Raw genomic sequence first — 18,160 nt, forward strand, 5'->3', positions numbered from 1 at the left:
ATAATTAATTCATTCTAGTAATCTGACTGACTTTCAACTCTTGATTGATCCAATCATCACCCCTTTAACAAAGTGCTTCTGAATGAAAGGATATACAATGATGATGGGAATGACAGAAACCATTACAATCGCATTCTTAATGGTGTCACCCAGCATGAAATCCTTGCTTACGAAGCTGCCGCTTCGGGTCAATTCCATATTGTTATTAATCAGAACATCCCTTAACACCATCGCTAACGGCCATAGTTCCTTATCGTTAAGAAACAACATCGGAACGTACCAGTTGTTCCATTGACCAACCGCGATAAATAATGCGATAGTTGCCAGAGCAGGAAACGATAAGGGGATGATGATCTGGAAGAACACTCTCATATAACCAGCCCCATCGATTTTTGCTGATTCCTCCAGATCAATTGGGATATTTTGAAAAAATGTTTTGAGCACAATCAAGTTATACGTGCTTAACGCTGCCGGAATGATCATAACGGCCAAACTATTTACCATCCCAAGGCTCTTGATTAGCAAGTAATAAGGAATTAGCCCCCCGCCAAAAAACATCGTGAATATGATAAAGAGAAAGATAGCGGTTCTACCCGGAAGATCTTGTTTCGTCAACGGATATGCCGCAATAGATGTAATCAAAAGCTGGTATAGCGTACCAATAACCGTAACGAATACGGAAACCACAACCGACATAAGAATCGTATTTTTCGAGAAAACGTATTCATAGGCTTCAAAAGAAATACTTCGCGGAATGATATTAAATCTCGTTTTGACTGCTTCTTCATACGGCAGTACGGATCCAACAAGTACATGCCAGAACGGGTAAAGCATAATACAAGCCATGAAAACTAAAAAAATGATGTTCAGTATGTCAAATATTTTCCCAGAAACACTCGTAGATCGCACCATTATTCAATCACCTCAGTAAATGCCATGTCCGTTCATTTTTTTAGCCGCGCTGTTTACCGCGATAAGAAGAACAAAATTGATTACGTTTAAGAATAACCCGATTGCGGTTGCCATGCTATACTGTCCTTGCGTCAGCCCGATCCGGTAAACGTAGGTATCGATAACATCGCCGCTTTCATAGACCATCGGGTTGTACATATTAAACACTTGGTCGAAACCACCGCTCATCATGCTGCCAAAATTCAATATTAACAAAATCGATATGATCGGCAGCAAGCTTGGCAATGTAATGTGAACAATCTGTTTCCAGCGGTTAGCACCATCGATCACGGATGCCTCATACAGATCCGGATTGACACCGGACAATGCCGCCAGAAAAATAATCGTTCCCCATCCGACTTCCTTCCAAATTCCTGAAATGACCAATAGTGGCCGGAACATGCTGTTGCTTGTCAAGAAATTAACAGGATCTCCGCCGAACAGAACAATAATGCTATTGACCAAACCCTCGTTAGACAGCAGTGCGAACAATATACCCGAGATCGTTACCCACGAGATGAAGTGGGGCAAATAAATAATCGTTTGAATCGATCGCTTGAAGATTCTGTGCCTTACTTCATTTAAAAGAATAGCCAGAATAATCGGAGCAGGAAATCCAAATAGGAGACGCATTAAATTGATTTCAATCGTGTTGGTAAAAACCTGCCAAAACTTATCGGTCGCGAAAATTTGTTCGAAGTGCTTAAATCCTACCCATGGACTGCCTAAAATTCCTTTCGTAATCCAAAATTCTTTAAATGCGATCGATGCACCATACATGGGGATGTAACTAAATATAATTAAAAACGCAACGGCAGGAAGCAGCATGAGATACAGCATTTTATATTTGACTATTCTTCTGCGTACATCCTTACCCGCTACGGCTATCGCCCCAATTGTCGCCATATTATAGCTCACCCGTCTTCTTCTGCAGCCTGAACCGGCTGTCGTCTCTATTGAATCCGATGTTATTAAGCAAATTCACATTTGTGCTAGTCGCATCATCAATATAAATATGATCCTCTGTTGTTTCAACCGTGGACAATCTTCTGTTGTTCTCGATCCAAACCTCTTTACAATGGCTTGCCATTAAACTTCCCTGATAATATTCCGGGTGGAGCAATGCATTCTCATCTCCATCGGCATGCGATTTGAGCCTCATAGCATTGGAATTTAGAATGGCATTATTGCGGATATATACCCTTCTGCAGGATGAAGCATAAACCGCTTGCTGCGGACAATTGATAATTGTATTATTCTCGATCCACACTCGGTCAAAGACCGCATATTGCGTTCTACCCATGGCAAGATATACACCCATGTAGATAACGGCCATGTTCCAGTGATTCACATCGCAGCTGTCAATCAAATTATTGCGGATACGCAGATTGCTTACTCCAAATCCTTCCGACCAGCGAGACTCGGAACCGCACTCAATTTGAATCGCTGACCCTTGATTCATAAAGAAATGATTGTTCTCCACCAAGCCGTTGCTGGAATGTAGCAATATCCCTCTTGCGCGGTTATGGTGAAAGAAATTATTGCGAACGATATAGTTGCTGGAATCATATCTTCGATTAAAAAGTATCGCGCGTTCTGAAACCTCGGCTGGGATCGGTTTTTCAAAGGTAAGCGTGCAGGTGTTATACTCCTTGTTCCATTCCACGTCTGCGATACGCTCCGTGATCTCGGCAGGCGACAAATCTTCATTTCGAAACTCAACTTCGTCCCCTACTGCAAAGGGATTACGCCATGCTAGCACACGAATTAAACGTAAGGTCCGATCATCGATTCGCTTAAAACCCTGAACTGAATTATCGTGAATGTTCAGGCAATCGTCGCCGTTGTAGCTGAAATCGCAGTTTTCAATCATAAAGTAACCTAGCGAATTACTGATATGGCAGCCATCTGCCGTGACGGAAATGCAACGCGTCGTTCCTGGCCGTTTCACAATTCTGCATTGTCGCAGCGCCCAATGGTGTTGATCTCCCGACGCCACGAAAGCATGTCCTGGCGCAGAATAGATCGTTACATGCTCGATTTGCAAATGCTGATTGCTTTTAAGTTCGAAAGCGTTCGCGTCATAAATGTAATGACGTACGATGTAAGCTTGCCCTGGATTCAGAAAGCGAAATTCTTCGGGGTTGGACAGTGCAATTCGGAACGTATTGAGATCCTGGCGACTAATATTCCGGAAATGGGTTTTGTGGAATTCACGACCTAACTCGCAGCCTGCAGATAACGTCAGCGGGTTCATCGCGTTTAATGTCCGTATGTTCAGATCGCTCGGCGCTTGCGAATACTCCGGAAAGTGAAGATCGAAATAAGTGCTGTCTGAGGCTACTTCCCTTACTAGTCCGATGCTTGCCAATTGCCCGCTTTCCCAGTCCCAATCGACAGTGAAATTTTTGAATATCGTCCGTACGCAATTCCTTATGGTAAAGAAGACTTCCACCGTAGAAAAGATGAATTCAGAGCCGCCACCATCGAACTGAAAATCGTGCATCCCTTCGAATATAGGATGATTGCCATTATAAAATCGATATATTCCCGAAGGGACGACAAGCTCGGACGAATGTTCCCGTTTGCAATAATCAATGGCATTCTGAAAGGCACTACCGTTACAATACCCTTCCTCGGATCTAGCACCGAAATCAGCGACGCTAACTCTCTTATATTCACTCCATTCCGGAACACTGATTGAGATTTCAGACATGCTCACGGCTGTATCATCATTCTTTACGCGCTCCACTCACCTGCCTCCTCTCTCTATCCACCCTGTTAACTCTCTTGCTATATTGATTGTGCCATAGACGGCCTTCCCTTAATATGTGCTGAGAATAGAACATTGGATGTAGTTTGTTACGATGTTGCATGGATGCTTATTCAAAAAAAATGCCCCGATCGGTGATCGAGGCGTCCTACGTTCCTATAGCTCAGTGAGTATAACGTTATCGTATAGCACAGTCGCATTATACGTTTCTAACCCAATCCTCCCCTTGCTGAACGTAAAAGCAGGATCTGTTGCACTTAGTTGAAGAATGCCATCCACATACAAGTTCATTTGATTTCCAATAACTTCAACTGACACGCGATAAGTCGTCCCGACATTGATCGTATAAGCTTTCGATGCCAGCTCCGTCTGGGTTCCCGCTATCGTTTTCTTGATCGCGATCCCATGCATATTACCGATATAGACAAAATATTTATTGTTTGCATTCGTTACACGAAATACCAGATTCGCGAAACCGCCGCTTCCCGCGGTATTGCTTATTTGAATATCGCTAGCTAACGTGTAGTTGCTCCACGAGTCGATCCCTGCCGTTGCAAGGCTCCCTGAATAGTCCGTCTGCCTGTATTTCTTACTGGCGCTATCTGTCACGACCGACCAACTGCCCGATTGCACGGTCCATCTTCCTGTGGAGCTCTCGAAATTTTCGGATAATAAATAAATGGAATTATAGGTTACGATAGGATTCCAATAAACAGTATCGTAAAAATTGTTCGAATTCTGATTCACAACAAAACGTATCGCATCGCCCTTAATCACATCGAGCGTTATTGAGGGGGACGATACTGTCGTTCCGTAGATGACCTGCTGCCAGCCGCTCGCCGGCCAAATTTGCGCGTTGTTTTTCAAAATCTTCACGTTTACGCCATCCGCTCCCGCCCCCGTGTTCAACATGTGAATGGTTTCGTTTGACGAGAGCGTAATTTCGCCGTCCTCCGGCGCTAACCATGTTCTTACAGAATCGCTGCCATCTGGAGATTGCACATTTTCCCCTACGCTTAAGAAAGTTGAGCCGTCCCGCCACATTCTCCAAGGAGAGTAGTAATTTGCCAATGGCGTATAAGTCGTGCCATTCCATTTGTGATAGTACCAAACCGGTCCCTGCGAGATCGCCCCGACGTCCTTAATCGCTTCATACTTTCTTGTGAATGCCGGAATGGTTCCGCTGGTCGCGCCTGCCGACGTTGTGCCTGAACTAATATTTCCATTGTTATCTTCGGCTTCAATCAAATAATAATAGGCCGTGCCGCTTTGAAGCTCTTGCCGGTCGGTAAAGTTTGCTGTCGTTGATTCTCCAACCATATTACTGTAGGCAGGCGTAAAGTTTGGGGTCGTTGAACGGTAAATATTGTAGTGATTAAGTCCTGAACCCGTATCGGAAGCTGCCGTCCAAGATAACGATATGCCTAAGCTTCCGCTATTCCAAGCTGCCAATCCCCCGGACGGATTACCTGGCGCCACACTATCCAATGCGGAGATGGTACTGCCTAGATCGAATCCGGATGCGCTTCTCCATGCCGCCATCGTGTTGTAGCTGACCCCAAACCTTTCAGCTTGTAATGCCGTCCCGCTTACCTGATAGAATCGATTGTCATTGATAAGATCAACCGGTGCACTTAACCCAATTTTATAAGCTGAAGTTCCCGAAGTTCCGTTCGCCATAATGATCCGATTATTCTGGAACGAATCTCCCGACCAAGGGTCCCCGGGTGACGCATCTTTGCTGCTTAACGCACTCGTATTCGCTTGATCCACTACGATTAAATTATTTGCGACAACGAGATTTTTCAAGCCTGAATATCTCCCCGTATCCGCTGTAAAGTCGCTTAATGCGATTTGGCCCGATCCGATAGAGGTTTCTCCGCGGTTGCCCTTCACTTTATTGTCAGTGATTCTCGAATTAATGTTCGCCATCGTCGTTACGCCGTTGCCTTTATTATCGTGAGCGTAATTATATTGTACGTTGATATATTCATTAGACCAATCAATGTTTAATCCGGATGCATCATGCCCCGTGTTGCTGTCGGACATATTGTAGACCTCGTTAAACATGACATCAACATATGAGCTTGCGACTGGCCAAATTCCCCCCGGTCCCCAGGTGACCCCTGTTCCGGCATATTGACCAGCATCATGTACGAGGTTCCATTTTATCGTGCTATGATTCGAATTCCCGATGACGATCCCTTGGTTTCCAAGCTGAGATGCCACATTATTGTGAACCTTAACATTGCGGAATAACGCGGAGCTTTTATGATTATCTGATAAGGTGCTATCCCAACCGGCAACTCCGATTGCTCTCCAACCGAGCATATAGATTTCATTATGGCTAATAACGATATTTCGTGCGACTTCGCTATGCTTGTTTGTCGGATAAACCGCCGAAATCAGAATGCCTTCCGAATTGCTGTTTATTCCAGGACCGCGAACAAGGTTTCCATCTATCGTGATATTGGACCAGGCTCCTTCAGCATTATAAGTAATAACGATCGCTCTGTTCGTTGTAGTCGAGCTAGTTAGCGCATTCGTCGTTGTACACTCTATGTCCAATCCCGAAATGATCCAACCACTCTCATTCGTCATGCTCACCACAGCCGGGGCCGAAGATCGAATAATGGGTTTGCTCCCGCTGCCATAGGCGGTAATTTGGATCGGAAGCAGACTCGTTCCCGAACCGTTTAAGGTAACGCTTTCATTCCAAGTGTCACCTGATTTTAATAATAGTTTATCGCCAGGATTAAACGTAAGATTAGAAATTTTAGCCAAAGTTTGCCAAGGAGTGCCTGCGCTCGTCCCGTTATTTTGATCATTGCCCGTCGAACTGCTTACATAATAGGTCGTACCCGCTGCGTAAGCCCTGTCATTATGAACGAAGACAATCATTGCTATAACGAATATCCATGCAACAAAGACACACTTTTTGGCCATTGGCTACTCCTCCTCAATGTGCAACTCATACAGGCGTGCCGTAAATTCCGTTGGAAGTGTAACAACTAACGCATTCTCAAGCTGACTCCAGCTCCAACTACGGTTCTCATACTGAGGAAACCCACATCGAACCGTTACTTTCTTGCCGTCACAATCCGGAATAGGAAATCTCGCCTCTTTCGTTCCGCCTTCCAATCTCCAAACAGCCACATAAGCCTTATCACCGCATCTTAATCCAAGGCTAAGCCAATGATCGCCATGCTTAGGCAAGCCAATCGGCCAAAATGGAAGAGCCTTCGGAATGGATGCTCGGATACTCTTGTAATAGGAAATTCCTTCGCGAATCAGTTCAAAGCGATCCGATGCAATGTCTGACAAGTGCCCGCTCTGATGAACTCGCATTAACATGCCGTTCACCATGTTAAAGATGACCTCTTCCCGATCTCCATCCTTCAGCGGATATGACCAAGCAGCGGATTGCTCTGGTGTGAGCGCCGTAGGAGCAGCAGCAGATATCGCCGCAAACTTGCGGTAATCCATCTGATCGCTAATGGACTGCACGCTGTGCCTGGCGAGCAAAGCATAATCCATACGCAAACCGCCGCTTCCACAATTCTCGATTACCAAATCCGGATAACGAGCAAATACGCTATCAAGCCAGCGCAGGTAGGCACGATTATGCTGAAGCAAGCCATCGCCGAAGCTATCGGCGTTAACCTCAGTTCCAATGCCTGCATTAATGTTATAGTCCATTTTGATGTAACCGACCTTGTACTCCGTCACTAGGCGATCGATTACTTCATCTGCATATTGAATGACTTCGGGATGTCGATAATCCAATTGATACCTGCCGTGATCAATGACCCGTTTGCCATGTCGCATGAAAAACCATTCATCCGACACTTGCTGCGCTAAGGGGCAATGAATGCCCATGACTTCAAGTTCCAGCCAAAGTCCCGGGATTAAACCTTTCGCTCGGATGTAGTCGAGCACCTCCTGCAATCCGCCTGGGAAACGCCTTTGTGACGGTTGCCAAAGCCCTACATCGCTCCACCATTCGCCATCCGCATACCAGCCAGCATCGATGCAATAATATTCGCAACCCGCCGAAGYAGCCGCATCGACTAAGGGTAAAATCTTCTCGGTCGTTGGATCAGCGAATAAACAATTCATGTAATCATTGAAAATAACGGGAAGCCGCTCATTGTCTTCATTCCAACGACGGATTTCTCGCCGATAACGCGTCAATTCCACAATTCCCTGTTCGAACCCTCCTTTGACAATCGCAATTGCCGCAGGAACGGACATAAATGCTTCACCTGGCGCGACATTTTTCCACCAATGGCTTTCATTTTCTGTAGGGCCGCTTAATTGCAAATAGAGCTGATCATTCGCCTTATCGCTAATCTCCCAATGCCAAGAACCGTTATGCTCGATTTGCCAGCACATGGCCATTCCCGCCTCAATATTTTCATATCCACCCATCGGATGAAGATCGGCGGAAGACCAGGTTCCCGAATTGTTGTACGAAAGTCTTTTGATCGAAAAATCGTTTACTTTCGTTAAACCTAGCTCGGATAGCCTATAACTTCTCCACTGCAGCTCTCCGTGCCAAGCATTATGTGCAATATGAAGTCGACTTTTGGTTTCCCATGACCCGCGGCTTCCGCCCGAGATACCTGTCACTGTAAACGAGGAGACGTATTCCATCGGAATGGAATTCAAACTCTGATTGACGACCTCCGTCCAAGCTCGGATGACAGGGATATCGTTATAAAATTGATAGTGAACCGTCACCCACATACCCCTATCTTCCATAACCACTTCAAGTTTTCTTCCACTTTCGTTATAGAAATCTCTGTGGCAATCGTACTTCAGCCTACCTCCCGGCATTGTCCCTGTGTATTTAGACGCATGATGATCGTTCCGATCTTCACCCGTCACTTGCAGTTCGACGATTCGGCGCGTTCCTCGTACCTCCTCTGTTCCTCGTACATCTTCATTCGCTGGGAAGGGAGACAAATGAACCAGACGGACATCTCCGCATTCGGCAATCTGTATCTCTAAATAAATTCCATTTTCATAAATTCTAATCCAACTCAGCACTTCCATCGTATCCATCTCCATACCATAGGCCCTTGTCACTTTTCATTCACCCTCTATTCTTGATTGATGGTTCTCATTGTGACACGGGCTCGAAGGCATTTCTATGTATTAATCAAAGAGATTTGGTTGTGGTTTCTTGTGGACGATGTTTTTATTGTCAATGCGCTGTTTGTACTCTAGCGGCGATTGACCTAGATGTTTCTTGAATAGCTTGCTGAAATGGGCATAATCTTCATATCCAACTAACTTTCCGACATCATATAGTGATATATCCTCTTTCAATAGCGTAATAGCCGCATCAAGCCTTTTCTGAATGAGGAAATGGATAAAGCTTTGACCCTTCTCCTGTTTAAACAGATGACTCAAATAGTTTGGGCTAATAAAGTACTGCTGGGCAAACTCTTTGAGAGATAGTTTGTGCGCATATCGTCGTTCGATGTCCTTGATAATCTCCTCAACGATTGGAAATGTTGTTAACTCCGACGGTTTCTTCTTATGCTCGTCAATTAACATTCTCATTTGTACAAGCAAATCATGGGGATTGCCATAGTGGAGGACCAGATCTTGAACGGTAATAGAGTCCTCAGCAAATGATTGGGTCGACGAAGAGRAGTTCTTGATCACCACGACAAAAAAATTATAGATTTCAACTAGCCCACTTAAATGAATTTGATCTTTGGCGATTCCTCTATGTAAATCGAATAACGCCGCTTCCAGATGCTCAAGCTTTGTTGCTTTGCCTATCCGCTCCATGATAGACGGCAATGCCGCGTTTACTCTCGGCCTATAGCGGTAAACGCCTATCCTGCGGTTCAAGCTCGAGGTTTCAGCCATCATATTCGCTTGGTTGTAATATTTTGCGATTTGACTGTCGGAGTCGTTCGACAGACTTATTCCTACATCCCATTGAAACTCTGCGGCCATGGTTAGTATGTGTTTATATAATGACTTAAACGTATTCGAATCCATGTCAGAACGGCTTAATAAATACGTCCATTTGAGTGGACTCGCCATGGCACGGAATAAAGCAACACCATGCTCTTGCAGCAATCGATCCGAACTCAGCAAGGATTGCTCCGATATGGCTGTTTTGCTTTTAACGATAGCAAAGGCATATCCTGCTCCTGCTCCGGTTCCCATTTCAACTCCCAAACCTTTTAACAACTTGGATACTTGTTGTACGGTTAATCCCTTCTCGATCATTTCCAAAAACAGCATGGAGTTGTGGTAGGTTTGAAGTACGCGCTGATCCCGATCACGTTTAGCTAACCGATTGCTGCAATTATTTAACGTATCCCGCAATTCCTGTTCGTTGACAGGTTTAAGCAGATAGGCAAAGCAGCCCAGCTCCAGCGCTTGTTTCGCGTAGCTGAATTCACTGTATGCGCTCATGAACACCACCAGCGTATGGGGAGAAACATGGTTCACGAAAGACAATAAATCCAAGCCACTTTTCCCTGGCATACGAATATCGCTGATCACGATATCGATCGATTGCCGCTTCAATAGGCTTTCAGCCATATGTACGTCGTTTAATTTCGCTACAATTTGAAAGCCGAGTGCTTCCCAATCCACAATTTGTTCCATATCCTTCAATATCCACGGCTCATCATCAACGAGGATCAACTTGTACATCGTTTACTCACCCTTTCGCTTTAAGCGGTACGCTGACCGTCACAACCGTCCCCCTATTTTTCCAACTCTTGATGGATAGTCCATAGGGCTTGCCATAATAGATTTGAATTCTTTTATGAATATTGACGAGCCCGATTCCTTGTCCCAGCCCTGCGGTTTCGGATGAGTTCTTATTCATGCTTTCAAACTCTTGCCGCATGTGCATCAAGCGTTCCTCACTCATTCCGACTCCGTTATCCATCACCTTGATTAGCAATTGATTCTCCTCTTTGATAGTCGCATGGATGTGAATGATCCATCGCCCTGTCTTTCCTTCGAGACCATGAAATAAGGCGTTTTCCACAAGCGGCTGAAGAATGAGCTTCACGATCGAACGGGCTCCGAGACCCTGATCTATGATTACTTTAAACTGCAGCCGTTCTCCAAATCTTATTTTTTGAATATCTATGTATCGCTCCAGGTGCTCCAGCTCTTTGTGCAGAAGAACAAATTCATCCGTACGTGTAATGTAGCGGAAATAAGAGACGAGATTGTCAATTGCGACAGCTACCTCCCTCTTTGCGTTGGACAAGGCCATGCCTCTTATAGAGTGAAGCACGTTATACAAAAAATGAGAATTAATTTGGCTTTGGAGCCCATTTAACTGAAACATTCGTTTCTCCATTTCTGTTTCATAGAGCTGCTGCTGTGATTGCAGCAGATTGTCCGTAAGCTTCTTGATTTCATTCATCATATTGTTATAGTGGTCCTGAATAATAGTAATTTCATTCTTATAGCCGAATCTCAACCTGGCATCCAGGTCACCGCTCGCTGCGCTATCGAAAATATCAGCCATCTTAGTAATGGGATGGGTTAAACGAATATTAAAGGAGATCGCGACCCAGATGACGATTAGAACCATGATCGCTATAGCCGAAATCACGATATACTGAATGATTGATGCCTTTCCCACCAGCTTATCCTCATTAATTAATGCAACGAACTTCCAACCCAAGCTTTTGATCGGGAGAGACTGGTACAAGTAATTGATGCCGTTCATTTGAAAATCGATGACTTTGTGATCCTGATTCGTTCTAGTCTGGGCATATATTTGTTCAAAATCGGGATTATTAGTCGAAGAGCCAATGAGATCGCCGCTCTCGTTCATAATATAGAGCTCTGCTTTATCCGCCAAATCCGCTGAACGTAATATTTGCTGTATCCACTCCGTATCCAATAACAAAACGCCTATGTAAATTTCCTGCAGGTATCGGTTTGGAAGAACGGATTTAACCTTCCTGAAAGCCAGTATGCCCTGGTCTTTTGAAAATGGAGGAGAAATCTGCAGCTTATTGCTTATTCTGTTCTTATTTTCCATCTCTTTCAAATACGTCACCATAGGATGCATAAGCAGTTCTCCTGTGGATACTAAGCGGAAATCTTCTGAACTAATCATACCGATGGATTTTAAGGCAGGTTCCAATGACAAGTACGAGTTTAAATTTCTCAGCAAAATATCGGATTCCTGCCATGATTTATTCTCGAGCATGATGGACTGAACATTCCGGTTAAAGAAAATCGACTTTGAAAGCTGATCCATTCGGTAAAAATATTCGTCAAACCGATTGTTAGTTTGCGTCACGAAAATATTAATATTATCGAGTGCGTTCTTTTTTAGAATATTAATATAAGAAAAATAGCCCACTGTCCCTAGAAGGAGAATGGGCAAAACGGCAATACAAATATTTGTGAGGATCATCCGAAAGCTTAATCTATACTTTGTTGTATAGGACACCAGTTCTTTAAACATGAGATCCTCCGAGACATATGATGATAGCAACAATTTCTCAGTAGTTCGGACAAGGGTTAACGACTCAATAATGTCACAATATAATCAGTTTGTCTATGTGTTTTATTGTGGATTCGGGTGTGCTTTTATGTGTTTTTTATTGTGCGAACCCGCAAGCCTTCAACCAATTGAGGGCCATTAGCAAATTCCCTGTCGAGTTCATGTGAACTTGATCCACGGTTAGTGTTTTCCCGCGCTGCTCCCTTAAATATGCTGTAAATGACTGAAACTGAGGCACGAGAATGGCTTCGAATTCCGCCGCGACTTCTCTAATTATCTGATTATAGGGAAGAAGTCGTTCATTCTTCCCGTCGTTCGAATCTTCGGATAGGATTGTCGTTTCCATTAATATCAACGATGACCCCGTTTTGCTTTTCGTTTCAGCCAATAATTCCCGGTAGGTATCTCTGAAATCATCGCAGCTGACATTTTTCCATTCATCATTTATGCCAATAGATACGGATAGCCAGTCCGGCTTTAACTCGATTACATCTTCATTCCAACGTGCCTTTAGATCCAATATCGTCTCACCGCTTATCCCACGGTTCTCTACCTGCAAAGAGATCTCCGGTCGTACGATCGATAAGTAATCCCGAACGATGCGTACATATCCGCCTCCTATATTTTCAGGATCATCCTTTCTGCCGCAATCCGTAATGCTGTCGCCAATAAATATCATTTTCTGTCCTTCCTGTAGCAACATGTGCCATCGCTCCCTTTATTTATTCAATAGATTGTAAACGAGTTGGGCAGCTTCCGCCCGCGTCGCATTGCTCTGAGGCGCAAACAAGTTGCTTCCTCTTCCACGCACCAAGTTCGCTTCTTCGGCAGCGGCAATGTAGGGTAGAGCCCATCTCGGAATATCTTGCGCATCCGTATAGCCGACTGTCGCCACAGGCTTCGGTTGAATGCCGGCCGAACGCACGATCATCGTGACCATTTCCGCTCGGCTGATGAATTGGTCTGGGGCAAACTGATTTGCGCTTATCCCTGAAGTGATTCCAGCTTTAATTGCTGCCGCTATACTATCCGCATACCATGCTTCTTCTTTGACGTCGATGAACGAATTGCTCACACCATCATCTTCCAGGTTTAAAGCATTCGCCAGTAAAGTTACGAATTCTGCTCTGGTTGTTTTTCCTTCAGGGTTAAATCTCCACTCATCCACACCATTGACAATATGCTTTGCTGCCAATATTTGAAGCACCCGCTTCGCCCAGTGACCTTCCTTCACGTCGCTGAAAGTCTTGTTATACTCCATAACCGAATACACGCTAAGATGCTGCAGCGTTACCTTAACTTGATTCATGGCCTCATCGATTTCACCGCCGACATATTCCCATTGCATCTTCGCCTTATCGTAATAGTAAATACCGAGAAGCTTCTCATCGACTTGACCGGGATCATAAGGCAGAGATAGCGTAATGCCGCCTGAGACTATATCGGTTGGGATTTCACGATTATCGGCAGTCTTGAGTTTGACTTCGAAATCATAAACTTCACCTGCGATTTTCATCGTCGCTTTGCTGCCGCTGATCGGCACGTTTAATATAGCAGAATTGTTAATAGGGCTCATGGTCACTTCAATTAAAGTACCAGCGATAATGCCTGATTGTTTTCTGAGATCATCCAGCGTCTTTTGACTTATGGTAATCGCCACTTTGCCAAGATGCACTTGAAGCGGGTAATTCCCGACTTCCGATAAGAGGACGACAGCTTTCGATTGACCTTCATCCAACTTCACTTGAGCCGCCCCGTCCTTAATCTCTACCTTTGAGTCAGCGTTGCCGACTTGGCTTTCAGGACTTCCGATACCACTCTCGCCTAAAGCGACGATTGATACTTCGTTAGAAAGACCGCTTTCGCCATATGCATCGTAGGCTTCCGCAACAAAGTAATAGGTCGTATCCTTTGTCAGCCCAGATACAGTAAGATGGGTGACGCTTCCTGCATCAATCTTGCTAGAATGCAAACCGCTAGCTGTACCGTACTTAATGTTATAACCTGTTGCTCCGGCTACCGCACTCCAACTTAATTGCGCCTCTCCATTTCCGGCTATCGCGCTAATCGTTGGAGTTTCAAATATCTGTTTGCTAAGAATCAAATATCCATATTGAATTGGGGCTTTTCCAGCACCTATCCCACTATTGTATTCAATCCATCCATTTCGGGCATCTCCATTACCCGGGTTGATGAAGCTTCCGTCGCTATAATTGGCAAGTACAGAGATCCCTAAGGCGGAACCGTCTTTAACTGAAATTCCTCCCGGAATGATTTCGCCCCAAGGAATACTCAATTCGTAACTAGTAGACTTCGTCGCTTCGTCTCTGGTGATCTCCATTTCGCCTGCGGTAAACTCACCTGCAGTTTTGCCGGCAATAGCATTGTAACGATATCCGACAGTCTGGCTTTCATCTGTTAACCCAAATGCGAATTCAGTGTATCCTTTGCTTCCCGGAATAGTTCCTCTATCGGGATCTATGGCGATCTGAATGCTGGAGCCTTTCCACAAATCGGCCGCATTCGAGATAGGCAAACGATGTACGTCTTCCATAACCTTAATTGCGATATACAAATTGTCATTATCCCACCGGGTATGCCCTATTGCATTTAACCTTTGCGGAGACCATTGATCAGAGAAAGTGCTTTCAATACTTTTCACCTGGGCTTTCTGATCCATGACAAACTCGGGCGTACCCCATTCTTTGATTGAGCCGTCAATTGTCGGCCTAGATTGTGTGAATAAGCTGCGCAGGGCGGTAACTTGTTTGTTTACTTTAATCCGTCTCGACTCGGTAACAGTCCCGGTCATATCGTAAACCTTGTATTGCAAAGTATGCTCTCCATTGCTTAAGCCCTTTACGGTATATGCATAAGGTGATACCGTCATTTCCTGAATCAATCTATCATCCACGTACAGCTCTACTTTTTGAATGGGTCGTATTCCCGCGATATAAGGCATAGTCTGTAAATCGGTAACATTTAATTGATAACCATCTCGAAAGGTTGCAAAATCAACCATTTTCGGTTGCTCGGTTTCCGGGACAGTCGGTCCGGTAGTTAGATGGACAGCCTCTGAAGCAGCCCCTACATTTCCGCTCCGATCTTCCGCTTCTACCTTGTAATAATACGTCGTGTTTGGCYGTGCTTCTTCCCTGTCAATAAAATTTGTCGTAGTGGATTCTCCCACCATATTGGAATAAGCTGGCGAAAAAGCCGCGTCTTCACTTCTATAGATGTTATAGTGCAGGATCCCGTTCCCTTGATCTTCTGCCTCCGACCAGGATAACTCAGGATAATCGTTAAGCGTCGCGGTAACTTGATTTACCGTCGAAGGAATCGATTCATCAATCGGCAGCACTTGTGTATTGCCGTCAAACCCTGTACCTTGTTGCCATGATCCAAGACTCGTATAGGTTGTTCCATGATAAATCGAGCTAAAGGCTAGTGCTTCATTAGTGACATCGTTATGATCAATAACATCAAAGTTCGTATTTGAAGCAATATCGAAAATATTGAAGTTCGTTATTCCTCTGGCAATCGCAACGTGATTATTATAAATCTTATTTCCTGTCCACGTTCCATGGGGATTAGAAGCGCTATTGATCGCGGCCGTATTCTCTATGTCTACGATGATCATATTATTTGCAACATCAAGATCATGCTCTCCTGATGAGAGATCGGGTCTACCCGTGAAATTCCCGAGTGCAATTTGACCATTCCCGTTCGATTGTAGCCCTTGATTGCCTCTGACTTTGTTATTCCATATTTTTGTTCCGTAATTACTCATTGTCGTTATTCCATTGCCTTTGTTATCGTGCGCGTAATTATACTGAACGGTAATATTGTCACAGTACCAATCCACGTTGACCCCTGATCCGTCATACCCCGATTCCGCGTCCTTCATGTTATAAACTTCGTTAAATTTAATTACAGAATCCCGGGAGGCAATGATCCACAAGCCACCTGGCCCCCAAGTGTCCACACCGAGACCTCCATCATGAACAACATTTCTTTCTATAACGGAATGATGAGCATCTTGCAGAACGATTCCTTGGCTGGCAGTATGATGCACGTAGTTTCCGCTGATTTTAAATCTTCCAAAAAGCATCTGGGAGCGCAAATCCTCGTTTTTCGCGGTATCCCATCCAGCAGTGGTTATTCCATACCACCCCACATTATGGACCTCATTGTTAATTATCGACACATCCGTCGCAACCTCTTTGATGTCTGTTCCCGGAATCAACGCCGTAATCATAATTCCATTGCTATTACTGTTGTAATTAGCGCTGTATACCTCATTCTCTTCAATTCGAAGATTTTCGTACCGCTCGGCATTATCATATATAACGTTAATTCCTGCTGTAATATTGCTCCATGATAACGTTGAAGAGGTTAGGATGTTAACGGCTAATCCCTTAATCGTCCAGTGGCTTAAATTATGTCCAGTGACTACACTTCCACCGTATGGAGCATTCCACGAAATGACAGGCTTAGCGCCTGAACCATAAGAAGAAACAGTAATCGGATATTCCTTCGAGCCCGACCCCTTCAAAACAAGCGGTTCATTCCATGCGTCGCCCGATTTCAAGAGGATGGAATCCCCTGCACTGAAAGTCGAAATATTGATTTTATTCAGAGTTTTCCATGCGCGTTCAGCGCTTAAACCATCGTTCGCATCATCGCCAGTGCTGGAACTAACATAATAAGCTGTATGACCATCCGAATTAACAGGTGCTAATACCTTTTGCACCTCGATATTATCAAAGTCCGCAGTTGCCCTCGACATCGTCAAAGCAATCTTTCCGGTTGCAAAAGATGTGTCTACTGTAGACAGTAGTTTAACGCCGTTAATATAAAAATCGATGTATTTCCCCCCTGCTACACCTTTGAATGTATAGGACTTGCCCTTTTCCATGCTGAAAGCCGCTTCTGAAAGCGCCGTCACTTCTCCGTCCAAAACTTTGACAATCTGGATTTTCCCAGCTTCGATATATTGTAGATCGTATCTGTTATGACTATCCTTATGTCTCAGGCTTAAGCCTACCGTTCCATCCTCGCTTATCGCTGTCGGCATAACTTGAGCTTGTACGGAATAATTAGCCCAAGTGCTATTGCCTGTATAGGAAATACCGCCGCTACTCTCCGTTTGCGAATAAACTTGATTAGCAGACAGATCTGTCACGGCAACATGATCGAATTGCGCCGATGAGGCCCATGTGGCAAGCGCTACCTTACCGGATGGAATATAACCGTTATCGTCCGTAGTCTCTATGACCAATTCACCGTCTTTATATACACGGATTTGATTCCCTATCACATCGATTTTCAGATGCACAAACCTCGAGACATCAAGTGAAGGACCATCATATGCCTTTAACCAATCTTGAGCGCTGCCGTTTTGTTTCATCAGCCTGATGTACGATTCACTCATATACAAATAGTAAAAATTCTGGTTATCCTGATGCCGAAAATCCAGCATCGCTCCAGCGCCGCTGATCAGCTTCACATCCGCTTCAAAGGAGTAATCTGTCCAAGCATTGCTCCCTGCAATTAGCTCTGCTCCCCCGTTGCTGGAACTCTGTTGATAGGCTTTGGACGTTTCGCCTTGTACGCTAGACCACTCGCCCCCATTATTAGTCCACCCTGCAGCACTTTCATTCTCGAATTCATCAGAAAATAAAGTTACTCCCGTACTATTAACGGTAGCCCAGGTTCCACTTTCGTGGGTCCAGGCTGCAGCTTCTTCATCTTCAAAATTGTCAAAGAAAATCGAGCTTTCACCTGCTTGAGCATATGAAATATTCGTTCCCGTCGGCCAACTCATCGTCAACAACATCACAATCATCACAACTAGGAAAACTCGATTCCAAATCATTGTTTTCAATTAAATACCCCCCCGTGATAGGATCCCTTCTTAA

The 18,160-nt window shown here is 44.6% G+C and carries 9 protein-coding genes; all 9 read right to left on the bottom strand.

Going from position 1 to position 18,160, the window contains the following annotated elements:
* Positions 1-33: 33 nt before the first annotated feature.
* Entirely contained in the window at positions 34-912 is an 879-nt protein-coding gene (locus AC1DPK_RS02760) for a carbohydrate ABC transporter permease (protein ID WP_430062424.1), read from the bottom strand.
* 12 nt (positions 913-924) lie between these two features.
* Positions 925-1,857, bottom strand: coding sequence for an ABC transporter permease (locus AC1DPK_RS02765; protein WP_477509223.1), 933 nt, complete (start codon positions 1,855-1,857; stop codon positions 925-927).
* Between the two features lies 1 nt (position 1,858).
* Complete coding sequence (locus tag AC1DPK_RS02770) at positions 1,859-3,703, bottom strand: right-handed parallel beta-helix repeat-containing protein (protein ID WP_477509224.1); 1,845 nt, start codon at positions 3,701-3,703, stop codon at positions 1,859-1,861.
* Between the two features lie 177 nt (positions 3,704-3,880).
* A complete protein-coding gene (locus AC1DPK_RS02775; protein WP_477509225.1) occupies positions 3,881-6,670 on the bottom strand; it encodes a hypothetical protein in 2,790 nt (929 codons plus the stop codon).
* A gap of 3 nt (positions 6,671-6,673) precedes the next feature.
* Entirely contained in the window at positions 6,674-8,815 is a 2,142-nt protein-coding gene (locus AC1DPK_RS02780; RefSeq protein ID WP_477509226.1) for a glycoside hydrolase family 36 protein, read from the bottom strand.
* Between the two features lie 69 nt (positions 8,816-8,884).
* Positions 8,885-10,411, bottom strand: coding sequence for a response regulator transcription factor (locus AC1DPK_RS02785; protein WP_477509227.1), 1,527 nt, complete (start codon positions 10,409-10,411; stop codon positions 8,885-8,887).
* A 7-nt stretch (positions 10,412-10,418) separates the two neighbouring features.
* Positions 10,419-12,200: a sensor histidine kinase gene (locus AC1DPK_RS02790; RefSeq protein ID WP_477509228.1), complete on the bottom strand. Its 1,782-nt coding sequence runs from the start codon at positions 12,198-12,200 to the stop codon at positions 10,419-10,421.
* A 136-nt stretch (positions 12,201-12,336) separates the two neighbouring features.
* The gene (locus AC1DPK_RS02795; RefSeq protein WP_441879671.1) at positions 12,337-12,942 is read right to left on the bottom strand and encodes an SGNH/GDSL hydrolase family protein; all 606 of its coding nucleotides are present in this window, start codon (positions 12,940-12,942) and stop codon (positions 12,337-12,339) included.
* Between the two features lie 15 nt (positions 12,943-12,957).
* Positions 12,958-18,117, bottom strand: a complete 5,160-nt coding sequence (locus tag AC1DPK_RS02800; RefSeq protein ID WP_477509330.1) for an S-layer homology domain-containing protein — start codon at positions 18,115-18,117, stop codon at positions 12,958-12,960.
* Between the last annotated feature and the right edge of the window lie 43 nt (positions 18,118-18,160).

The organism is Paenibacillus sp. 01T424 (assembly GCF_056398745.1).